Below are 20,538 nucleotides of genomic sequence, written 5' to 3'. Positions count from 1 at the left end.
TTTCGTGAGGAGTGATTCTACAGAGGAATTCACGGGAAAGTACGAGAAATCAGGGGTGATCGGCCTTTGGTTGATCGACCGGTTCTTTACAGCCGCTCGTCGACTGCTGATGCCGCGAATCAATCAGCTCGAAAGCGTTCTGGAGATAGGGTGCGGACCTGGCTACTCAAGCCAGCGAATTCAAGGCTGGCTACCTGAGGCGTCTCGATTTCTGGCCAGTGATTTGTCGATCGATCTGATTTCGAATGCCAGGCGCTTGAATCCTTCGGTCGGCTTCATTCAACAATCGGTATATGAACTGGCACACGCCGATCGGGCTTTTGATCTGGCTGTGATGCTCGAAGTTCTGGAGCATCTCGATGAGCCAGAGCGTGCCCTGCGCGAGCTTCAAAGAGTCTCATCCAAGTATGTGCTTCTCTCGACCCCGAGAGAGCCGATCTGGCGCACCTTGAACTTCTGCCGAGGTAAGTACCTCACGGACTTGGGGAATACGCCGGGACACATTCAGCATTGGTCGTCGAGTGGCTTGAGGAAGTTCGTCAGCCCCTATTTCGAGGTGGTTGACTCGGCGCAACCCATCCCATGGACCATTCTATTGTTGAAACCTCGCCGGCCAGACGGCGAAGGGTAAGTGAGTTGCGATATCTGAGACTGGTCTTCGCTGCCGTCACCGCGGCATGGCTGCTATGGCTGCTGGTGAGTGCAGATTTTGGGTCCTTGATGCTTTCCCAACGCTTGGTGAGCTGGCAGCTCGGGCTGTTCGCAGGTGCTTGGTTTCTCCTTCCTCTTGGCCTGATGATCTTGTGGAGGAAAGCGATACAAATCGGTTTGGGTGTATCGATTTCCTGGTCGGAAGGCCTGAAGACGCAATCGCTTGCCTGGGGTGGGCGGTATCTACCGGGTAAAGCGGGATTCTGGCTCGCCAAGGTATCCGCTAATCTGGCTTCGTCGCGGTCCGTTCGATCGCTCACGCACATCATGCTGGCTGAGCAGATCTTGTTCGTTTCGGCCGGGGTGCTTGTTGCGATCATGCTGATGCCGCTGAACGTCAATTTCATAGCAAATGAGGTCTTGAATCTTGAAAGTGCTTCAATGGATGGATTCGGGACGGCCCTGGATTCCGTCGCGTTGAGAGTTGCTCTTGGCCTCTGCGTGGGCGTCGCATGCCTCGCTTGCATTGGGTTTCTAAAGCGCCACTTCGGCCCTGCCGCCGGGCCAGTCGACTGGAAGCGATGGTTCATACTCTTTTCCGGTCATTGCTTTTTGCATATTGGCTTGGGGCTGGCGCTCTTTCCTTTGATTGCTCTGATGGCTCCAGCCTCGGCTTCGCTTTACGGATGGGCTGGAATTGCTGCTGTGCTGGCGCTCGCCAACGTCTCGGGAATTCTGGCGATCTTCGCTCCTGCCGGCCTGGGGGTGCGTGAGATCGTGATTGGAACTTGCCTTTCTGTTCAGATCGGGCTGGAGCCTGCGCTACAAATTGCCGCATTTCTCCGCCTCACGACATTTCTTTCGGACATGGGCTTTGCGTTTGCCGGTTGGTTATTGGCTACGCTCCTGCAGTTGGATGGTGACGAAGAAGTTTGATGGCGACGGGACACAATAGCCATGCAGGAGGGCGGGCCATGACGAGGAGTCGGCCTCTTCAGTCTGTTGACCGACTGTAGAGAAGAGTGGTGATTTGTTCCGAAACGAGTCCGATCAGGAATATGATCACTCCCGCACTCAGGAGCAATAAACTCATATTGGTGAAGCGCCCAAAGGCCAGGAGGGTATAGGCGTAATAGCCTATCCCTACCGTAAGAAAGGCTCCAGCGGTGGGCAAGAACAATTTCAGCGGAGAATAAAGGGTTGCGATCTTGAAGATGATCAACAAGAACCTGAGGCCATCCCTCAAAGGTTTGATGTGGCTTTTTCCTTTCCGCTTCGCAGCCTTGATGTCCACGAAGTCAACCAGCAGGCCGGATCGGATGAAGGCCATAGTGATCGTTGTGGGGTAGGAAAATCCATTCGGTAGCAGGTAGAGGAATTTCTTGAAGAAGAGGCTTTTGACTGCTCGAAAGCCTGACGTCAGGTCGGGGATGTTTCGCCCCGTAACGAGCGAGGCAATGACGTTATAGCCACCATTGGCCATCAGTCGGGCGATATTGGCGTGGGAGCCAGTGCTTCGAGCACCGACGACCATGTCATAGCCCGCATCGATTTGCGCGAGAAGTCTCGGGATGTCCGCAGGGTTGTGCTGACCGTCCGCATCGAGGAATACGATGATGTCTCCAGTCGACCGTCGCGCGCCTGTCTTTACTGCCGCGCCATTGCCAAGGCTAACAGGGTGTCGGTGCACAAGCGCCCCATGCTGATTTGCGATCTTGGCGGTGTCGTCTTCGGACCCGTCATCGACCACGATGATTTCGCTGTCCGGCAAATGCAGCCGAACCGAATCAATGACTGTCCCGATGGTCGATGCCTCGTTCTTTGCAGGTATGACAACGCTGATGGGGCCTGATGAAAACCTGACGTTTGTGGATTCGGTTTGGGGCATGATCTGAGGGATTCTCTATTTCAGTGGCTTTCAATGCATGACGCAGGAGGGGCGTCCTGAGAAGAGCGATTCCTGGCCGGGTGTTTCATTTCTTTAAAGTGCTGTGGTCCGGCTGGATTGAACGATCGAATTGCCGTATTGTTCTCCGGCGGCTTGTTGACGAGGTTTCTGGAGTTTCTGGCTCTCAATTCGCCGAATATTCAGAGAGTTACCTTAAGTTCTGCGAAGCTAACGGTGTATCTGGTAGAGCGTTTTTTTCACAATGACCATGAATGATCTCAGCAGTGCTTCTTGGCGATACTATCGAACCCGGATATTGCTTGCTTTTTTTGCCTTTCCCTTGGGGATGTTAACGGTTTTTCTCGTTTACTGGCAAGGCATTACATCGCCCTTTCACTTCGATGATGCGCCCAATCTGACGGGTCTTTCTGTTGTCTCTTCCAGTTTGGAGTCGAAACTGCTGTTCGTCTTTGGCGGGCTGGCCGGGCCCTCTGGACGTCCAGTTTCGCTTGCCAGCTTCTTGATCGACGGTGCGGCCTGGCCCCACGACTCGAGTGTGTTTGTTAGAACAAATATATTGATCCATCTGATCAATGCATGCCTTGTTTGTTGGATAGGTTTGTTGATCGCGCGGGCTCGGGACCACTCTGCACTCACGTCCGCCTGGGTAGGGATTATTGCATTTCTGCTTTGGGCGACAAGTCCGCTGCTGCAATCGGCGAGTTTCATGGTCATTCAGCGAATGACGACCCTGAGTGCGCTTTTCGTCTTCTTGGGCCTGGTCTTTCATCTCAAGTTAAGAGAGGCCAGAGGTGTCGATCAGAGCTGGAAATTGCTTCTTTTGGGGCTAAACGTCTCTCTTTTCACGGTCTTGGCAACTTTGTCGAAGGAGAACGGGGCCCTCCTGCCGGCGCTAGTGCTGCTTGTGGAATGGTTGCTTCTGAAACGACCACCGGGGCTCGAAACAAGAAGCTGGTCGATCTGGAAGGGGGTGTTTCTCGGAATCCCGGCGATCCTGGTTCTCGTTTTTCTGGTGTACAAAGGGAACTACACCGAGGCTGATCTTCTGCGTCGAGGCTTTGATGTTGGTGATCGCCTTGCCACTGAAGCGATGATCTTGTGGGAGTACCTGGCGGCTGCCGCAAACCTGAACCCCCAGTTTCTGAACCCCTATCTCGATAACTATCCAATTGCCAGGTCATTCTGGGCACCAATGCCCTTCATCGCTTCAATGGGTTGGCTCATTCTTCTGGTGGTGGCCGTCTTCCTGCGATCGAAGGCGGGCCCGGCGGCTTTCGCGATCTGCTGGTATCTCGTTGCCCACTCCGTCGAGTCAACGACGATTCCGCTCGAGCTGGTATTTCAGCACCGCAATTACGTTCCGCTCGTCGGGATCGCGCTCGCCATTCCGATAGTGGCAATGGAGTCCCGGGGTCTGCTGCGTACTTCGCTCATGCTGGTTGGGCTCCTTCTGCTTTCTGCAAATATTGCTCAAAGCCGGAGTAACTCCTGGATCTGGGGCGATGCCAATCGCGCTGCAGAGTATTGGTTGAATGATAATCCGACATCTGTAAGGGCGAAAACCGTCATGCTCGATCGTCTGATCAAGAGCGAGCGGCTCGAAGAGGCGCTCGCCTATACCGAAGTCGCCGAAGACAGCAGCGGGCCTGAGAATCGGGCTGTTTTCCAATTGATGAGACTCAGGCTGATTTGTGGTCCGGAAGCATTAGGTGTTGCTGAGCGCGCGCCGTCTTTGGCCGAATTGCAGCAATCGTTGCAGAGCGCGGCCTTTTCGTTCGCTTTGGCCGACTCGATTCGGGCGTTCAATAGTGATTCAGGCAGTGAGCGCTGTCCGTGGCTTGATGATGCGGCCGTAAACCTTTTGCTGGAAGTCGCGCTGCAAAACCCGGCGCTGGAAGCCAATCACTTGACCAGATTCCTGCTCAGCCGCTCCATTGCGGTTCTGGCGGCAAGAAATGAGCAGTGGCAACGAGCAATCGATTTTTACAAGCAAGCGCTTCAAGCCTTTCCTGAGCCAGGTGTCCTGCAGCAAATCACCGTGATTCATTTGAGGACGGGAACATTGGCTCAGGGCTGCGAATATCTAGCGAGCGCTCTTGATCGTGGTTGGTCGCGACCTGTCCTCAGACAAAATTGGCGGCGTCAGGTGCGCGCACTCCATGCTTATCTAAGTCGCGAAGCTATGATGAGAGGAGCGGATTGCATGCCTTTGCCAAATTGAAGACCGTTACTTGCGTAGCGGCTAAGCTCAGCGTCCGGTTCCAGGCCGGGGCCAGACCATTCCGAAGAATGGGCCGAGCAAGGCCTCAATGCTCGTTCCTGGTTTGAATCAACGGGAGTTTTTCGGGAGTTCTATTGATGATGTTCGGCATTCCCATGGACCTGAATGCAGGGACACAGTTGAAAGGTTTATGGCTGCATTTGAAACGGTGCGCTCGGAGTGCAACGCTTCTGGGGTGCGAACCATCCGATGTTTCTCGCGGTGGTCGTGCCGATACAGGTTTCTGAAAGGTTTCTAGCCTCTTTAGTTAGATTCGGCCCTATTGGCAAGCGCCCGGCCATGAGTTCCGCGGCTGGCTGCGGGTAACGGGGCTCGCGTTCCGGCGCCGCATAGCCCTCTGGCCAGATGGGGAGACCACTCTGATGATGGTAGAGGTCGTTGGCTCCGACGGTGTGTAGCAGTTCGTGGGCGAGCATGACCCAGTTTCGCTCTTGCATTCGGGGGTCGGCGTCCATGGCAACAAGCGCGAGACGCGGACTGTGCATTCCGACGGAATTGAGGTGGATTTCACCATTCACGGCTGCCTGGTAACGGGCGACGACGAAGATGTCTGCGTCCACGTCTTCGGCGTCGACCATCCAGCGCCACCATCGAAGTCCGGCCGCCCAGTTCAAGCGGGCGAATAGCCCGGTCCGTGGTGGCAGGCCTGGAGCCTGCTCGGTCTTCGGGAGCAAGTGAAAGCGAAAGGGCGTGTCGAGGGGGAGGCCGAAGTGCCGGGCTTGCTGCTTGAAGTAGTCCTCGATCGGACGGAAATCGGTCGAGCGCAGTCGATCGATCGCCTCTTCAGCCGCCTGCGAGCCGTCCGCGTTGTAGGGCAGGACGGCGACGATGATCGTCCGAGTCCAGTCGGGCTTGGGATCGGCGGGCATGCTTAGCGCAAAAACCAGCGGGGTCAGGATCAGGAGCAGTATCAGGACTCGAATCTGTTTGGCTCGGCTCATGGGCGCGAGGCAGCCTTTCTGATGCATTCACGCGGAAGCCTAGCACTGCTCGGGCTATGGAATGCGATGAATCAGTTCTGAACGGCTTGCCTCTGGCGGCGCTTGCCGGTGCTGGGTCGTGGGCGTAGACTCGGATCGGTCCTCGAAATTCAAGGAATTCGCCATGCGATCTACCATCGGACTCTGCCTGCTGGTGGCCGGAATGCTGGTCCCGACCGCGCCCAGCTGGGCGCAGGGCGCTGCGTTGAGCACCCTGGACCAGCTCGAGATCGGAGCTCGACAACGCCTCGATGAAATGCCCCTGGGCCAGTCTCGCCTGGGCACGATCGAGTTCGAACGAGTGCCCCTGTACGCCGAGGGTGCACAGGTCAAGGTGCTGCGCGATGGCGCCGAGTCGATTCTGGATCGCTCCCATCGGGTGTTCCTGATCGGTCGTTCGGCGGACGATCCCTCCGTGCGCGTGGCTCTGCTGGGGGATCGCGGGGATCCGTCGAGCTGGGAGGGCGGTCTGGTCAGCGAGGCCGGGTTCGAAGCCCTGCGCCTGTACTCCATCGACGGTGAATGGCGGCTGCGAGCCTACAGCGTGGAGACCCTGTTTCCCGAAGGTGAGCCGGTCGAAGCCGGCTGCGGGAATGACGCCTACGAGGCCCTGCGCGGCGCCGGGACGCTCGCGATGCCGTCAGGCCTCAGTCCAGGGCCGCGCGGCTCCAATCTGCGCCTGGGGCTGCTGGCCATCGATACGGACAAGGAGTGGCTTTCGCTGCGCTTCGGTGACGACGTCAACGCCGCGGCTGACTACAACGAAGCCTTGATGCTGACCGTCAACGGCCTGTTCGAGACGCAGCTGAATCTCCGCATGCAGCTGGGGACGGTGTTTCTCCGGGTCGGCAGCGATCCGTATCCGCTGGCGGATTCGGGCGCCGGTTCGGCGGAGTTGAACGAGTTCGGGACCTACTGGCAGAACAACTACGGCGGCGTGCAACGGACCCATGCAGCGATGATTTCCGGTCGCCTGTCGAGCCAGAATTCGGCCTCCGGTATCGCCTGGGTCGACAGCTATTGTCGAACCCAGAATGCTGGCGGGAGCTACAGCTACAACCAGCTGTTCCGGAACCCGTCCTTTCCGGCCGCAACGAGTGCCGGTCTGTTCGCCCACGAGCTGGGCCACAACCTGGGCTCACCGCACACCCACTGCTACAGCCCGCCGATCGATCAGTGCTACGCAGTCGAACCGGGTTGCTATTCGGGACCGACCAGCTGTCCGACGGCCGGTTTCGGCACCTTGATGAGCTACTGCCACTTCAGCTCGGCCTGCGGCGGTCCGATTCGGCTGAACCTGGCGCCCGAGGTGATCACCCGGATCGATCAGCGCATCAACGCCAACTTCCCCGGCTGTATCACCGAGGACACGAATACGATCATCTTCGCCGACCGCTTCCAGCAGTAGGCCGCGGATCAGGCGGGTATCAGCTCCGGTCCTTCCAGGCCCGGATCGTGGCAAAGACGGATTCAGGCGACCCGGTGCAAGCCGGGTCGTGGCGTTTTGCGGCTTCGATCACGCCTGGCTCCCGAACCCTGAGAAACGGATTCACTCGCCGCTCCTCGCCGATCGTCGAAGGCAGGGTGATCCGGCCGGATTTGCGCTGCTGTCGGGCTTGTTCGCTGCGGGCGACCAGGGCTTCGTTGTCCGGTTCGACCTGCAGGGCGAAGCGGCAGTTGGCTTCGGTGTATTCGTGCGTGCAGAAGACGCGGGTGCCGTCGGGCAGCGCGGCCAGCTTGTCCAGGGAGGCGACGAACTGCTCCGGTCGGCCTTCGAACATGCGTCCGCAGCCGACGGAAAACAGGGTATCGCCGCAGAGCAGGAAATCCTCGCCGACATAGGCCAGGTGGATGCTGGTGTGGCCGGGAACGTCCAGGATCGAAAGCTCGACCCGAGGCTGTGCCAGGCGCAGCGTGTCGCCCTCGGCCAGTGGCCGGTCGACCTGGGGGATGCGGGAGTCTCGAGGGCCGTAGACCGGGACCCGGCCTTGCTCGAGAATCCCATCGATGCCGTTGGTGTGGTCCCAGTGGTGGTGGGTGATCAGCAGGCCCGTCAGCTCCAGGCCTCGGGCTGCCAGCCAGGCCAGGGGTTCTTCGGCACGGCCAGGGTCGACGAGCAGCGCATGGCGGTCGTCGTGGAGGGCCCAGACGTAGTTGCTGTCCAGAATCGGGATGGCGTCGATGGTCAGGGACATGGGGGCTGGGTCTGCTATCCTTTTTGAGGTTGCTCCGGGATTCTAAACCTTCCATGTCGCTTGCCGGTTTTTCAAGGCTCCAGACGGCCGAGAATCAACGGATTCCAGCGCTGCTCGAGCCCTTCCAGCCCGACTGGGTGCTCGAGCTGGCGCCGCTGAGTTCGTCCTCGCCGGCTTTGCCTCGGCCGCGCGAGCGCCTACTGTTCGACGAAACCGGCATCCACTGGCCGTTCAACGCCCGCCTGGATGCACTGCCGCTGGACAGCGACTCGGTGCCTGCGGTGTTGCTACGCCATCTCTGGCAGCCCGGGGCGCCGGAGGGCGGACTGGACGAGGCGGTGCGTGTGCTCAGGCCCGGGGGCTGCCTGATTTCGGTCAGCGCCAACCCCTGGCATCTGCAGGCCTGGCGGGAGATCGGTGCCGCCGCGCTGCAGCTGCCCAGCTGGCCGCACTGGCAGCTGCAACACCTGCGGGCCGAACTGGAATGGGCGATGCCGAACTCGGCACGCTGGTGGCCGCTGTTGCCGGGGGGCTCCAGCCTGCTGGTGATCGTCGCCCGGAAACCGCGTCGGCCGGCTCGCGTCCGCCGACTGTCACCGAACCGTCCGCGACTGGCCGCGGCCAATGCCGCCATGACGAGAACGAGAGCTGCATGAGCAAAGAGATCGAAATCTGGACCGATGGCGCCTGCCTGGGCAATCCCGGCCCCGGTGGCTGGGGTGCGCTGTTGCGCTGGAACGGGCACGAAAAGGCCCTGTCGGGTGGAGAGCCCGGCACCACGAACAATCGGATGGAGCTGATGGCGGCGATCCAGGCCCTGGAGGCCTTGAAGCGTCCGAGCGTGGTCGACCTGACCACCGATTCGCAGTACGTGCGCAAGGGCATCACCGAGTGGATGATCAACTGGAAGCGCAACGGCTGGAAGACCTCGGCCCGCAAGCCGGTCAAGAACGACGATCTCTGGAAGCGCCTGGACCAGGCCGTGGCCCGCCACGAGGTGCGCTGGCACTGGGTCAAGGGGCACAGCGGCCACCCGGAAAACGAACGCGCCGACGAGTTGGCCAGCACCGCAGCGAGAGAGGTCGGCGGATAAGGGACGGTTGTTCGCGCTGAGATTCTGGAAGGGAAAGTGGTTCTCGCAGAGGCGCGGAGAGAAGGCAAGGTAGGGTTAGATTGGTTCAATCGCTTTTCTCTGCGTCTCGGCGTCTCCGCGAGAGAATGGTTTTCGACGATATTCAGCTAACAGGAAGGAAAGATGCGCCAAGTCGTACTGGACACGGAAACCACCGGCCTCGAGCATCGCGAAGGGCATCGGATCATCGAAATCGGCTGCGTCGAGATGATCGAGCGCCGCCTGACTCAGCGGAATTTCCACGTATACATCAACCCCGAACGCCCGGTCGAGGGTGGCGCCCTCGAGGTGCACGGCATCACCGACGAGTTCCTCGCCGACAAGCCGAAGTTCGCCGACGTGGCCGAGGAATTTCTCGATTTCATCCGCGGCGCGGAGCTGATCATCCACAACGCGGCCTTCGACGTCGGCTTCCTGAATGCCGAGCTGGAGCGTCTGGACGGGGAGTTGAACACCACCGTCGAAGCGGTCGCCAGCGTGCTCGACACCCTGGTCCTGGCCCGCGAGCTCCATCCGGGACAGCGCGTCGGCCTGGATGCCCTGTGCAAGCGCTACGAAGTCGACAATTCCAATCGAGAGCTGCACGGCGCGCTCCTCGACGCGGAGCTGCTGGCCGATGTCTACCTGGCGATGACCGGTGGACAGGTCGATCTCTGCCTGGACCTGGGCGGGGATGGGCCGGAGGATGGCGAGGACGAACTGGTCACGGGCCTTGACCTCAGTCGCCTGGTGGCCGTGCAGGCCAGCGCGGACGAGCGGGCGGCGCATGAAGCTCGCCTGGCCGCCATCGAGAAGGCGTCAGGGCAGTGCCTGTGGCCGAGGAATTGAGGCCGGAGTCGTAGGTCGGCCCAGCGCAGGTTGGAGGCGTGGTGCGGTTGGCCGCAGGCCAGGAGCGCCTCGCCGTAAACCGGCCGCGCGTGCGGCCGACGACCGGAGAATTCCGTTGCCACCTGAAATCCGGTGTTTGGCGAGAAACCGTCTTCGTCGTAGGGGAGGCCTGATGACTGCGTTATGCATGCGGCGGATTTCCGAGGTGCCTGCGTTATGCGTGTGTCGGGTCTTCCTTGATGTTTGGGGCATTGCGCCGTCGAATTGATGGAGATGTCTGGGGCATGGATGCGTTATGCATGCGTCGGATTTCCGAGATGCCTGCGTTATGCTCGTGTCGGGTTTTTCTCGATGCTTGGGGCATTGCGCCGTTGAATTGACGGAGATGTCTGGGGCATGGACCGTCGGCCGCGTGGGGCCGACCTACGGCGGGTTTCGATCGGGCGGTGTCGGAGTTCGGGTTTTCACCGGCATCCGGACGTCCGGGGTGCCTTCGTTCGGCATCGCGTTACGCGTGAACCGGAAACCGGAAACCGTCTTCCTCCTGAAACCTACCGGTTCTGCTGCGCCAGCAGTGGGTGGGACCGGCCTTCCATCCACAGGAGGATGTCGTAGAAGGTGCGGATGTTCTCGACGAAGTCCACGGGCTCGTAGCCGCGGGCGTAGCCGAAGCGGGTCTGGCTGTACCAGCGTTCCTGGGTGAGCAGGGGGAGGTGGTCGCGGACGTCGAGCCAGCGGTCCGGATTGCCGCCCAGGCGTTCGGTCAGCACGCGCGCGTCCTCCAGATGGCCGAAGCCGATGTTGTAGGCGGCCAGGGCCAGCCAGGTGCGATCCGGCTCCTGAATACGGTCCGGCAGTCGCTCGATCATTCGCTTCAGATAGCGCGCGCCGCCCTGGATGCTCTGCTCGGGATCGCGGCGGTCCTCGATGCCGAGCTGGCGTGCCGTGCGCAGGGTCAGCATCATCACGCCGCGAACCCCCGTGCGCGACACGGCATCGGGGTTCCAATGGGATTCCTGATAGCCCACTGCGGCCAGCAGACGCCAGTCGAGCCCCGTGTCCTGGGCGGCCTGCTCGAAATAGGGCCGTAGCGGTGGCAGGCGTTCGCGGATCTGGCGTTGGAAGGTGTAGGTGCCGACCGGCTCGTAGTTCTCCAGGTGCGCGTAGTGGCGCTGGCGCAGGTCGGCCAACAGGCCGTCCTGTTCGGCGAGCTGGAAGAATTCGCGCATCTGCTGAGCCAGGGTGTCATCGTCGCGGCGCAGCGTCGCCCAGGCCAGGTCCTGGGCTTCGTCGATCTCGAAGGCCGGTCGGATGTCCGGGAAGAAGCGGCGGTTGAGCTCGAGGATGTTGGAGTCGACGATCGTGTAGTCGATCTCTTCGTTGCTGATCATCTCGAACAGGTCTTCGATGCTCAGGTCATCGAGCACCTCCCAGCTCAGATCGGGGGCGGCGGATTTCAGCAGGGGTTCATAGCTGGTGCCCGCCAGTAGGGCCAGACGACCGTCCCGCAGTTCTGCGACGTTGTCCGGTCGACGGCTGCCGCGCCGATAGACGACGACCGGCGCGACGGAATCGTAGCGCGGGCCGAAGCGCAGGCGATCCTGACGGAGCACCGTTCGGGACAGATTGGCGGCGATGAAATCCCCTTGCCCCTTTTCCAGCGTGTCGACCAGCTCGGCGATATCGGGCAGGGTGATGACCTCCAGGGGAACCCCCAGGTACTCGCTGAAACGCCGGGCGAGATCGTATTCGAAGCCGGTTTCCCCCTGGGCACCGAGGTAATAGGTGGACGCGCCGTTGACCGTGAGCATCATCAGGCTGCCGCGCGCCTGGATGCGCTCGAGTTGCGTCAGGTCGGAGTCGCCCGAGGTGGCGAACAGCAGCAGCAGCGCCAGCATCAGCAGCAGGCGCAGGCTGGGCAGGCGAGGGCGGTAGCGCCAGCGTCCGGGCTCTTGGCGGTCCACGGGCCAGTTCACGCGCTCGCCCCCGAGTCAGGCCGACAGCAACAGCAGACCCTCGGCGGTGGCCGGGAGTCCGGGTGCGGCTGCGCTGGTGTAGGACTGGAATGCATCGCGAACGGGGGCATGAACTGACTGTATTTATATCGGATTCCGGGCGCGTTCTCATCTCACCGGCTTTGGTAAACTACTGCGCCTTTCGCGCCGCCAGACCCGCCCATGACTCAGAATTCCGCGCCCATCCGCACGCGCTTCGCGCCTTCGCCCACCGGCTTCCTGCACATCGGGGGCGCCCGCACGGCCCTGTTCTGCTGGCTGGCCGCCCGCGCGACCGGCGGCCAGTTTATCCTGCGCATCGAAGACACGGATCGGGAACGCTCGACCGAGGAGTCGGTGCAGGCCATTCTCGACGGCATGCAGTGGCTGGCGCTGGATCATGACGAAGGCCCGTTCTTTCAGAGTGAACGCTTCGACCGCTACCAGGCGGTGGTGGACCAGCTCCTCGAGCAGGGCCAGGCCTATCGCTGCTACTGCTCCCGCGAGCGTCTCGACGAGCTGCGTGCCAGGGCGATGGACGCCGGCGAGAAGCCCCGCTACGACGGCCATTGCCGCGATCTGGAGCATCCGCCCGAGGGCGTCGAGCCGGTGATCCGCTTCCGCAACCCGGACGAAGGGACCGTGGTCTTCGAAGATCGGGTGCGCGGCCGCATCGAAGTCGCCAACCAGGAGCTGGACGACCTGGTGATCATGCGAGCCGATGGTTCTCCGACCTACAACTTCGCCGTGGTCATCGACGATCTGGACATGGACATCAACCTGGTGATCCGGGGTGATGACCACATCAACAACACGCCCCGTCAGATCAATGTCTACCGGGCCCTTGGCCAGGAGCCGCCGGAATTCGCGCACGTACCGATGATCCTCGGCGACGATGGCGCGCGCCTGTCGAAGCGCCACGGCGCCGTCAGCGTGATGGCCTGGCGCGAGCAGGGCTACCTGCCCGATGCCCTGATCAATTACCTGGCGCGCCTGGGCTGGTCGCACGGCGACGACGAGGTCTTCTCCCGCGAGCAGCTGATCGAGCTGTTCCGGATCGAGGACGTCAACCGCAAGGCCTCTCGCTTCGACACGGAAAAGCTCAACTGGCTCAATCAGCACTACCTTCGCGAGGGTGACCGCGCCCAGCTGCATGAAGAACTGCGCTGGCACCTGGCTCGGACCGGCCTCGAGGCCGACGCCGGGCCGGACCTCGACGAGCTGCTTTCCGTGCAGGCCGACCGGGTCGAGACCCTGGTCGAACTGGTCGAGCGCTCGCGACCCTTCTTCGAGGACTTCAGCGACTTCGAAGCCGGCGCGGCCAAGAAGCATCTGCGCCCGGTCGCGGCCGAGCCCCTGAAGGCCCTGCGCGAGCGTCTCGAAGCGCTCGAAGACTGGCAGGCCGATGCCCTGCAGGACGCGGTCCAGGCCACCGCCGATGCCCTCGGTGTCGGTTTCGGCAAGATCGGCATGCCGCTGCGAGTCGCCCTGATGGGCCATGGGGAATCACCGGCGATCAACCAGACCCTGCGTCTGGCCGGCCGCGAGCGAAGTCTGGCCCGCATCGATCGGGCGCTCGAGTTCATTGCCGAGCGGGAAGCCGGGCAGTCGGCCTGAGTGCCTTCGGCGGGGTGCATCATCGATCAGAGCCGGCCTGCGGCAGTGGTAGACTTCGATGATGGATAGCAGGCAAGTCATTCGAGAGGTGGAGTCGCACTGTCGGGCGCAGGGTCTGCGGCTCACGCCGACCCGGCGACGGGTACTGGAAATGGTGCTGGCCGCCGATGGGCCGGTGAAGGCCTATGACCTCCTCGACCAGCTGCGCTCCGAACAGCCGCGGGCGGCGCCGCCCACGGTGTACAGGGCGCTGGAGTTCCTGCTCGAAAACCACTTCATCCACCGCCTGGAAACCCTCAATGCCTTCGTCAGCTGCTTCCATCCCGACGATGAGCATCAGGGCCAGTTCCTGATCTGCGAGGAGTGCGAGTCCGTGACCGAAGTCCACGATCACGCCATCGAGGACCGCCTTCGCCAGGCCGCTATCGAGCGCGGCTTCAAGCCCCGGCGCCAGGTGCTGGAGATCTACGGCGTCTGCCGCGATTGCCAGCGCGCCTGAGGCTCGGTTCCGATGTCCCGTCGCGAGCGCCTCTACCATCTGCACGACATCCTGCGACAGCGCCGTACGCCGATCTCGAGGCAGCAGCTCATGGACGAGCTGGGCTGCAGCCAGGCCACGCTCTATCGTCTGATCGCCGAGCTGCGCGATCAGCTCGGTGCGCCGCTGGAACAGGACGCCGAGGGGCGCGGGTTCTACTACGATCGTGACCTGGCCGGGCATTTCGAACTGCCGGGCCTGTGGATCAGCCCGGAGGAGCTGCAGGCCCTGCTGACCGCCCGCCACGTGCTCGGCAATGTCCAGCCGGGGCTGCTGGAAGACGAGCTCGATGGGGTTCAGCAGCGCATCAACCAGCTGCTCGACCGCCAGGGCCTGGATCTGAGCGCCCAGCCCGAGCGCATCCAGATCCGCAAGGACGCCGGCCGGCCGGTGCCGGGAGACCTGTTCGAGACCGTGCTCAAGGCCCTGTTCATGCGCCGTCGGGTTCGGCTGCACTACCACGGCCGCCGGCGCGATGACCTCACCGAACGTGAAGTCTCGCCGCAGCGCCTCATCGCCTATCGCGATCGCTGGTATCTGGCGGCCTGGTGCCATCGGGCCGAGGGCATTCGCAGCTTCGCCCTCGAGCGGATTCGCGACATGGCGCTCCTCGAGGAAGCCGCGCAGGAGCTTCCGCACGAGCAGATCAGCGAGCATTTCGATCAGGCCTTCGGGATCTTTTCCGGGCCGGCCGAGCAGACGGCGGTGCTACGCTTCGATGCAGAAGCCGCCCGCTGGGCCGCCGACGAAGCCTGGCATCCGAATCAGCAGGGCGAGTGGCTGGATGACGGACGCTGGGAGCTGCGCCTGCCCATGGGGCATCCGCGGGAGCTGATGATGAGCGTGATGAGCTATGGCCCGGACGTCGAAGTCGTCGAGCCTGTGGAGCTGCGGCAGTCGGTGGAGCGTGCATTGGGCTCGGCGCTGGCGCGTTATCGTGGCGGAGGCTCCGATTCGGGCGTCACTGCCGATTCATGAACCTGTCATATCGCATTGCTGGAATATCGACCCATGATTCCGAGATGAGAACCGAGCATGAGCGAGCGCAGGATACTGGTGGTCGAAGACGATGAGGGCATTCGCAAGATGATCGCCTTCAATCTCGAGCGCGCGGGCTTCGACGTGGTCGAGGCCGCCGATTGTCACGAAGGACGCGTGGCGGTGTCCGATCAGCGTCCCGATCTGATTCTGCTGGATTGGATGCTGCCCGACCAGTCCGGCCCCGAGTTCGCCCGCTCCATGCGGCGCGACGAGATGACCGGCGAGATTCCCATCATCATGCTGACCGCACGCAGTCTGGAAGACGACAAGGTGCGCGGCTTCGAAAGCGGCATCGATGACTACATCACCAAGCCCTTCGCCTCGCGCGAGCTGATCGCCCGCATCAAGGCGGTCATGCGGCGCACCTCGCCGGCCGGCCGCGACGATGAAGTCGAAGCCGAAGGGCTGGTGCTCAACGTCGCCAGCCATCGTGTGCTGGCCAATGGCGAACCGGTCGATCTCGGGCCGACGGAGTTCCGCATGCTGCGCTTCTTCATGACCCACCAGGACCGCGTCTATTCACGGGCCCAGTTGCTGGATCAGGTCTGGGGGGGCGGCGTGTACGTCGAAGAACGCACCGTCGACGTTCATATCCTTCGTCTTCGCAAGGCCCTGGCCAAGCACGGCTTCGACAAGTTCGTGCAGACCGTGCGCGGTGCCGGCTATCGATTCTCGGTGACCGGAGCCTCCTGATGAACCGGGCCTGGCTGATCGAGCTGCTGCTGCCGGGCCTGTATCTGATCGTTGCCCTGTTCCTCGGCCTGCTGGTGGGCAACCTGGGCTGGTGGCTGGTGCTCGCCCTGGCCTTGACCCTCGCGCGCCACCTGCGCGAGCTCGATCGCCTGGAACGCTGGCTGCGCAACGGCCGCCGTCGGCATCCGCCGCAGAGCTGGGGCGTCTGGGGCGAGGTTTTCGAACACTACTATCGACTGCAGCGTCGCTACTACAAGCGCAAGAAGCGTCTGGCGCGAGTGATCCACGAGTTCCGCGAATCGACGGCGGCCATGCCGGACGGCTCGATCGTGCTCGACAGCGAGTTCCGCATCAAGTGGTTCAACGATGCGGCCCGCGACACCCTGCGCCTGTCGAGCCAGAACGATCTCGGTCAGTCGATTCTCAACCTGCTTCGCTCGCCGGACTTCATGCGCTACGTGCGCTCGGGAAACTACGAGCTGCCCGTCTATCTCATGAGTCCCGTCGATGAGAGTCGGACCCTGTCGGCGCGTCTGATTCCCTACGGGCGCGAACAGTATCTCCTGATGATTCGGGACGTGACCCGACTGCAGCGTCTGCAGACCATGCGCCGGGACTTCGTGGCCAACGCCTCGCACGAGTTGCGCTCGCCGATCACCGTGCTGTCCGGCTACCTCGAGTCGCTGGAGTCGGCGGGTGAGCTCGGGCCCGACTGGGACGGTCCGATGGCCGAGATGCAGGCGCAGTGCAGGCGCATGACCCATCTGATCAACGACCTGCTCGAACTGTCCCGCCTGGAGACCGAAGACGCCGAGGCCAGCGAGCGCGCCCGGGTCGAGGTGCCGTCCCTGCTGGCGCGGATCGTTCAATCCGCCCGCATCGAGGACCGGGAGGCGCACGAGATCGACTTCGAGGCCGAAGAGGGCCTCGATCTGGTCGGGGAGGAGGGCGAATTGCACAGCGCATTCTCCAATCTGATCATCAACGCCCTGCGCTATACGCCCAGCGGTGGGCGGATTCGGGTCCGCTGGCGTTCGTCCGCTGACGGCGGTGCGGTTTTCGAAGTGCAGGACGAAGGCATCGGGATCGAGGAAAAGCACCTGCCGTTCATCACCCAGCGCTTCTATCGGGTCAACAGCGCCCACAGCCGTCGCCAGGGCGGCACCGGCCTGGGTCTGGCCATCGTCAAGCACGTGCTGCAGCGTCATCGAGCCCGCCTGGACGTGCAATCCACCGTCGGCAAGGGTTCCACCTTTTCCTGCCATTTCCCCGCCGTTCGCGTTCGCCGCATCGAGGTTCGCGCGGGCTGATCCTGCGGGCGTCACGCTCGTGTCACCGGTCTGAAATATTTCGGACACGGCAGTGAAATCTTCGATCGTCACAATTCCATGAATTGGTTCATCGCACCCGTCGATTCGTGGAGGTTGCATGTCTAGGTTTGTCACTGGCGTCGCGGTCCTGAGTGTCTCGCTGACGCTGTCCCTGCCCATCAGCGCACAGGATTCGCTGGACAATCTGGCCGCCGAGCTGGTCCGGATGCGCGGCGAGGTCGAACAGCTCAATGCCGAGCTCACCAGCCTGTCCGAGCAGCACCGGGCGGAAATGAACGCCCTGGCCGCGCAGAAGGGCGACCTGGAGGCGACCCGCCGGCGTGAGGATCTTCGGATTCGCCAGCTCGAACAGGATCTGGCCGACAACCGCGAGCGCGCCGCCCAGGCCGGTCTGGCCGGCGAAGCCCTGGTGCCGATTGCCGAAGACATCATTTCCAGCCTGCAGGCGGCCATCGAGCAGGGCCTGCCGTTCAAGACCGACGATCGCCTGAACGCCCTGGCCGAGATCCAGGCCCAGCTCGAAAGCGGAGCCCAGGCGCCGCCGCGCATCATCAACCGCCTGTGGAGCTTCTACGAAGACGAACTCAGGCTGACCCGCGAGAACGGGCTCTACAGCCAGGTCATTCCCCTGGGCGGAGAGCGCGTCCTGGCCGACGTGGCCAAGCTCGGCACCGTGGCGATGTATTTCCAGACCCGCGACGGTCGCATGGGGCAGGTGGCTCGTGCCGGTGAAGGCTGGACCTTCGTCGAGCTCGAGTCCGGCGAGGACCGCAACCAGATCGAAACCCTGTTCGACTCGCTCAAGAAGCAGATTCGCTCCGGGTACTTCACGCTTCCCAACGGCACGGTCGCCCTGGAGCCGCAGTCATGAATCGCGCGTTGAATTCCCTTCTTCTGGCGCTGTTGCTGGCCGCCCTGGTGACGCCGGTGCTGGCGCAGGACGAGACGGCCGAAAGCGACACCGAGACGCCGGTCGAGGCGACGAGTGCCGAGCCGGTGGCAACGACGCCGCCCGCGCAGGCCGAAACGCCCTCGCTGGAGCAGGCCTATCAGCGTGAGTTCGCCTTCCTGCAGGGTCAGAAGCGTGACCTGGAGCGCCGCCTGATGGAGCTGCGCTCGCGCATCGACCGGGAGCGGGGCGGCCTGCAGGCCGAGATCCGCGGCCTGGAAGCCGAGGTCGTCGACATGCGCGGCCAGGCTGACCGCCTCGACACCCTGGTGTTCGAATCCGAACGAGCCGTCGAGACCGCACGTGACAACACCGATCTGCTGGCCTCGACCTTCCTGCAGGCCGATTTCACCCTTGGCGACGCCTATGCGCCGAGCCATGGCGATGCAGCGCCGGGCACCGAGGACGTCGCGGCCCTGTTCGATGCGGCCGCCGATGTACTGCGCGATCACTCGAGCGTGACCCGCTCGGACGGTGAATTCTTCCTGGCCGAAGGCACGCGGGTCAGCGGTCAGATCATTCGTGTTGGTCAGATTGCCGCCTACGGCATCAGTCCGCAGGGGCAGGGCGCCCTGGCGCCGGCCGGCGACGGCGAGCTCAAGCTCTGGCCGGAAGCCGGCTCGGCCGAGGTGGCCACCGCCCTGGCCGCCGGTCAGCGGCCCGACAGCCTGGCCATCTTCGCCTATGAATCCCTGGCCAACGAAGTCGAAACGCGCGATGACAAGAGCGTCATCGACGTCATCCGTGACGGCGGTCTGATCGGCTGGATCATCGTCTGGCTGGGCGTGATCGGCGTGCTGCTGATCGTCCTTCGGGTCTTCTTCCTGCAGCGCGCCAGCGCCTCGACCGGCAGAATCATCGACTCGGTCAGCGCGCACGTCAAACGCGGGGACCGTGACGCGGCCCTGGCGGTGCTGAAGAAGAAATCCGGCTCGACCTCGCGGGTCGTGGCCTCGGCGATCCGCAACCTGGATCGGGATCGGGACCACCTGGAAGACATCGTCTCCGAGTCGATCCTGCACGAGTCCAGCCATCTGAACCGCTTCGGCGCGGTGATTCTGGTCATCGCCGCCGTCTCGCCCCTGCTGGGCCTGCTCGGCACCGTGACCGGGATGATCTCGACCTTCGACGTGATCACCGAATTCGGCACCGGCGATCCCAAGCTGCTCTCGGGTGGCATTTCCATCGCCCTGGTGACCACGCAGCTCGGTCTGATCGTCGCCATTCCCCTGCTGCTGCTCGGCAACGTCCTGTCCGGCTGGGCCGAGCGGATCAAGGACGACATGGAAAAGGCCGCCCTGCGGGTGATCAACCAGTACCTCGAAGCCCGCCACGAGAAGGCGTCGGGAGCGGCCTGAGATGCTGAACGGTCTGATCAATGATCTGGCCTTCTACTTCGACGTGGGCGGCTACGTCATGCCGCCCCTGTTCGCTTCGGCCTTCATCCTCTGGTTCGCGATCGGTTTCCGCTTCGCCGAACTGCGCCGGGGTTCCGTGCGCTCGGTGCGCCAGCTGATCTCGCGTCACGCGAAGGGCCAGCGGCACGCACCGCGCGGCCTGATCGACACGGCCGTCGTGCTGGGCCTGGAGATCCGCCGGCGCGAGCCGCCCGATCTTCGCCGCTGGCTGGACGATGCCTTTGCCGACTACGAGTCGGCGACCAAGCGCTTCCACACCCTGATCCTGTCGATCGTGGCCGTGGCGCCCGTGCTCGGCCTGCTCGGCACCGTCAACGGCATGATCGAGACCTTCGATTCCCTCGGCGATATGTCCCTCTTCGCCCAGTCCGGCGGTATTGCCGGCGGCATTTCCCAGGCCCTGTTCACCACCCAGATGGGGCTGGCCGTGGCCATCCCCGGCCTGGTGGTCGGTGGCCTGCTCGATCGCAAGGCACTGCGCCTGCGACAGGAACTGGCGCAGGTCAAGGATCTGCTCTGCGCCCCTCAACACGATGAGACTGCCTCATGAGATTTCGTGAACGCACCGACACCCAGCAGCAGGTCGATATCTCGCCGCTGATCGACATGGTGTTCATCCTGCTGATCTTCTTCATGGTCTCGACCACCTTCGTCAAGGACATGAAGCTCGATCTCAATCGCCCCAGCGCCGAATCGGCGACCACGGCCTCGACCAAGGCCGTGCGCCTGTACATCGACAACACGGGTGCGACCTATCTGGACGGCCAGCCGATCCAGGTCTGGGTCATCCAGAGCCGTCTGCGCGAGCTCTTGAGCGGCAGCGCCGAGCAGTCGGTGCTGGTGGTGACCGACGGCAATGTCCCGGCCGAGCGTCTGGTGGAAGTCGTCGACCAGGCCCGTCGTGCCGGTGCGGCGGATGTCGGTGTGGCCACGGTCGAAGAGGCCGGGGCGGGGTAAGCCAATGCAAGACTTCAAAGGAGA

General features: G+C 62.7%; 20 protein-coding genes. 16 read left to right on the top strand and 4 right to left on the bottom strand.

What is annotated here, in order from left to right:
- The first annotated feature begins 4 nt into the window (after window positions 1-4).
- Together WM2015_RS09545 and WM2015_RS09540 are read left to right on the top strand one after the other, a co-directional pair.
- On the top strand, window positions 5-631 hold the full coding sequence (locus WM2015_RS09545; RefSeq protein WP_049725826.1) for a class I SAM-dependent methyltransferase: 627 nt from the start codon (window positions 5-7) through the stop codon (window positions 629-631).
- Window positions 583-1,587 (top strand): hypothetical protein, encoded by a 1,005-nt coding sequence (locus WM2015_RS09540; protein WP_156201046.1) that lies wholly within the window; start codon window positions 583-585, stop codon window positions 1,585-1,587. The genes WM2015_RS09545 and WM2015_RS09540 overlap by 49 nt, the downstream gene beginning before the upstream one ends.
- A gap of 58 nt (window positions 1,588-1,645) precedes the next feature.
- On the opposite strand, the gene WM2015_RS09535 is transcribed toward WM2015_RS09540, so the two are convergent.
- Window positions 1,646-2,539 carry a glycosyltransferase family 2 protein gene (locus WM2015_RS09535; RefSeq protein WP_082169626.1) on the bottom strand — a complete coding sequence of 298 codons (894 nt, stop codon included), beginning with the start codon at window positions 2,537-2,539 and terminating at the stop codon, window positions 1,646-1,648.
- Between the two features lie 268 nt (window positions 2,540-2,807).
- Between WM2015_RS09535 and WM2015_RS09530 the strand changes: the two genes are divergently transcribed.
- Window positions 2,808-4,781, top strand: a complete 1,974-nt coding sequence (locus WM2015_RS09530; RefSeq protein WP_156201043.1) for a tetratricopeptide repeat protein — start codon at window positions 2,808-2,810, stop codon at window positions 4,779-4,781.
- Between the two features lie 188 nt (window positions 4,782-4,969).
- Here the strand turns inward: WM2015_RS09530 and WM2015_RS09525 are convergent, their stop codons facing one another.
- Window positions 4,970-5,782: a hypothetical protein gene (locus WM2015_RS09525; protein WP_156201040.1), complete on the bottom strand. Its 813-nt coding sequence runs from the start codon at window positions 5,780-5,782 to the stop codon at window positions 4,970-4,972.
- Window positions 5,783-5,945: 163 nt separating this feature from the next.
- Between WM2015_RS09525 and WM2015_RS09520 the strand changes: the two genes are divergently transcribed.
- The gene (locus tag WM2015_RS09520) at window positions 5,946-7,229 is read left to right on the top strand and encodes a M12 family metallo-peptidase (RefSeq protein WP_049725822.1); all 1,284 of its coding nucleotides are present in this window, start codon (window positions 5,946-5,948) and stop codon (window positions 7,227-7,229) included.
- 19 nt (window positions 7,230-7,248) lie between these two features.
- Here WM2015_RS09520 and gloB read toward each other — a convergent pair whose 3' ends face one another.
- Entirely contained in the window at window positions 7,249-8,016 is a 768-nt protein-coding gene (gloB, locus tag WM2015_RS09515) for a hydroxyacylglutathione hydrolase (protein WP_049725821.1), read from the bottom strand.
- Between the two features lie 53 nt (window positions 8,017-8,069).
- On the opposite strand from gloB, the gene WM2015_RS09510 reads away from it, so the two are divergent.
- The 3 genes from WM2015_RS09510 (at window position 8,070) to dnaQ (ending at window position 9,976) form a co-directional block, all read left to right on the top strand.
- The gene (locus WM2015_RS09510; RefSeq protein WP_049725820.1) at window positions 8,070-8,672 is read left to right on the top strand and encodes a class I SAM-dependent methyltransferase; all 603 of its coding nucleotides are present in this window, start codon (window positions 8,070-8,072) and stop codon (window positions 8,670-8,672) included.
- Window positions 8,669-9,109 (top strand): ribonuclease HI, encoded by a 441-nt coding sequence (gene rnhA, locus WM2015_RS09505; RefSeq protein ID WP_049725819.1) that lies wholly within the window; start codon window positions 8,669-8,671, stop codon window positions 9,107-9,109. Before WM2015_RS09510 ends, rnhA begins: the two co-directional genes overlap by 4 nt.
- 162 nt (window positions 9,110-9,271) lie before the next feature.
- Window positions 9,272-9,976 carry a DNA polymerase III subunit epsilon gene (gene dnaQ, locus WM2015_RS09500; protein ID WP_049725818.1) on the top strand — a complete coding sequence of 235 codons (705 nt, stop codon included), beginning with the start codon at window positions 9,272-9,274 and terminating at the stop codon, window positions 9,974-9,976.
- A gap of 551 nt (window positions 9,977-10,527) precedes the next feature.
- Here dnaQ and mltF read toward each other — a convergent pair.
- Window positions 10,528-11,940 (bottom strand): membrane-bound lytic murein transglycosylase MltF, encoded by a 1,413-nt coding sequence (gene mltF / locus WM2015_RS09495; protein ID WP_156201037.1) that lies wholly within the window; start codon window positions 11,938-11,940, stop codon window positions 10,528-10,530.
- A 213-nt stretch (window positions 11,941-12,153) separates the two neighbouring features.
- Between mltF and gltX the strand changes: the two genes are divergently transcribed.
- From gltX to WM2015_RS09450, 9 genes are all read left to right on the top strand, one after another.
- Entirely contained in the window at window positions 12,154-13,587 is a 1,434-nt protein-coding gene (gltX, locus tag WM2015_RS09490; protein ID WP_049725816.1) for a glutamate--tRNA ligase, read from the top strand.
- A gap of 61 nt (window positions 13,588-13,648) precedes the next feature.
- The gene (locus tag WM2015_RS09485; protein ID WP_211260921.1) at window positions 13,649-14,086 is read left to right on the top strand and encodes a Fur family transcriptional regulator; all 438 of its coding nucleotides are present in this window, start codon (window positions 13,649-13,651) and stop codon (window positions 14,084-14,086) included.
- Between the two features lie 12 nt (window positions 14,087-14,098).
- Complete coding sequence (locus tag WM2015_RS09480) at window positions 14,099-15,103, top strand: helix-turn-helix transcriptional regulator (protein ID WP_049725814.1); 1,005 nt, start codon at window positions 14,099-14,101, stop codon at window positions 15,101-15,103.
- Between the two features lie 57 nt (window positions 15,104-15,160).
- Window positions 15,161-15,859 (top strand): phosphate regulon transcriptional regulator PhoB, encoded by a 699-nt coding sequence (gene phoB / locus WM2015_RS09475; protein ID WP_049725813.1) that lies wholly within the window; start codon window positions 15,161-15,163, stop codon window positions 15,857-15,859.
- Complete coding sequence (gene phoR, locus WM2015_RS09470; protein WP_049725812.1) at window positions 15,859-17,169, top strand: phosphate regulon sensor histidine kinase PhoR; 1,311 nt, start codon at window positions 15,859-15,861, stop codon at window positions 17,167-17,169. Before phoB ends, phoR begins: the two co-directional genes overlap by 1 nt.
- 118 nt (window positions 17,170-17,287) lie before the next feature.
- Complete coding sequence (locus WM2015_RS09465) at window positions 17,288-18,061, top strand: DUF3450 family protein (RefSeq protein ID WP_049725811.1); 774 nt, start codon at window positions 17,288-17,290, stop codon at window positions 18,059-18,061.
- The gene (locus tag WM2015_RS09460) at window positions 18,058-19,497 is read left to right on the top strand and encodes a MotA/TolQ/ExbB proton channel family protein (RefSeq protein WP_049725810.1); all 1,440 of its coding nucleotides are present in this window, start codon (window positions 18,058-18,060) and stop codon (window positions 19,495-19,497) included. The genes WM2015_RS09465 and WM2015_RS09460 overlap by 4 nt, the downstream gene beginning before the upstream one ends.
- 1 nt (window position 19,498) lies before the next feature.
- Entirely contained in the window at window positions 19,499-20,107 is a 609-nt protein-coding gene (locus WM2015_RS09455) for a MotA/TolQ/ExbB proton channel family protein (RefSeq protein ID WP_049725809.1), read from the top strand.
- Window positions 20,104-20,514, top strand: a complete 411-nt coding sequence (locus WM2015_RS09450; RefSeq protein WP_049725808.1) for an ExbD/TolR family protein — start codon at window positions 20,104-20,106, stop codon at window positions 20,512-20,514. The genes WM2015_RS09455 and WM2015_RS09450 overlap by 4 nt, the downstream gene beginning before the upstream one ends.
- Window positions 20,515-20,538: the final 24 nt, after the last annotated feature.

It is taken from the genome of Wenzhouxiangella marina (assembly GCF_001187785.1).
GTDB classification, from domain to species: domain Bacteria; phylum Pseudomonadota; class Gammaproteobacteria; order Xanthomonadales; family Wenzhouxiangellaceae; genus Wenzhouxiangella; species Wenzhouxiangella marina.
This window is presented reverse-complemented; position numbering and strand designations above follow the sequence as displayed.

What these genes read in the sequence shown, in the direction of transcription:
- WM2015_RS09540 (WP_156201046.1), top strand. Translation starts at nt 583, where the DNA reads ATGGACCATTCTATTGTTGAAACCTCGCCGGCCAGACGGCGAAGGGTA.
- WM2015_RS09535 (WP_082169626.1), bottom strand. Translation starts at nt 2,539, where the DNA reads ATGCCCCAAACCGAATCCACAAACGTCAGGTTTTCATCAGGCCCCATC.
- WM2015_RS09530 (WP_156201043.1), top strand. Translation starts at nt 2,808, where the DNA reads ATGAATGATCTCAGCAGTGCTTCTTGGCGATACTATCGAACCCGGATA.
- WM2015_RS09525 (WP_156201040.1), bottom strand. Translation starts at nt 5,782, where the DNA reads ATGAGCCGAGCCAAACAGATTCGAGTCCTGATACTGCTCCTGATCCTG.
- WM2015_RS09520 (WP_049725822.1), top strand. Translation starts at nt 5,946, where the DNA reads ATGCGATCTACCATCGGACTCTGCCTGCTGGTGGCCGGAATGCTGGTC.
- gloB (WP_049725821.1), bottom strand. Translation starts at nt 8,016, where the DNA reads ATGTCCCTGACCATCGACGCCATCCCGATTCTGGACAGCAACTACGTC.
- WM2015_RS09510 (WP_049725820.1), top strand. Translation starts at nt 8,070, where the DNA reads ATGTCGCTTGCCGGTTTTTCAAGGCTCCAGACGGCCGAGAATCAACGG.
- rnhA (WP_049725819.1), top strand. Translation starts at nt 8,669, where the DNA reads ATGAGCAAAGAGATCGAAATCTGGACCGATGGCGCCTGCCTGGGCAAT.
- dnaQ (WP_049725818.1), top strand. Translation starts at nt 9,272, where the DNA reads ATGCGCCAAGTCGTACTGGACACGGAAACCACCGGCCTCGAGCATCGC.
- gltX (WP_049725816.1), top strand. Translation starts at nt 12,154, where the DNA reads ATGACTCAGAATTCCGCGCCCATCCGCACGCGCTTCGCGCCTTCGCCC.
- WM2015_RS09485 (WP_211260921.1), top strand. Translation starts at nt 13,649, where the DNA reads ATGGATAGCAGGCAAGTCATTCGAGAGGTGGAGTCGCACTGTCGGGCG.
- WM2015_RS09480 (WP_049725814.1), top strand. Translation starts at nt 14,099, where the DNA reads ATGTCCCGTCGCGAGCGCCTCTACCATCTGCACGACATCCTGCGACAG.
- phoB (WP_049725813.1), top strand. Translation starts at nt 15,161, where the DNA reads ATGAGCGAGCGCAGGATACTGGTGGTCGAAGACGATGAGGGCATTCGC.
- phoR (WP_049725812.1), top strand. Translation starts at nt 15,859, where the DNA reads ATGAACCGGGCCTGGCTGATCGAGCTGCTGCTGCCGGGCCTGTATCTG.
- WM2015_RS09465 (WP_049725811.1), top strand. Translation starts at nt 17,288, where the DNA reads ATGTCTAGGTTTGTCACTGGCGTCGCGGTCCTGAGTGTCTCGCTGACG.
- WM2015_RS09460 (WP_049725810.1), top strand. Translation starts at nt 18,058, where the DNA reads ATGAATCGCGCGTTGAATTCCCTTCTTCTGGCGCTGTTGCTGGCCGCC.
- WM2015_RS09455 (WP_049725809.1), top strand. Translation starts at nt 19,499, where the DNA reads ATGCTGAACGGTCTGATCAATGATCTGGCCTTCTACTTCGACGTGGGC.
- WM2015_RS09450 (WP_049725808.1), top strand. Translation starts at nt 20,104, where the DNA reads ATGAGATTTCGTGAACGCACCGACACCCAGCAGCAGGTCGATATCTCG.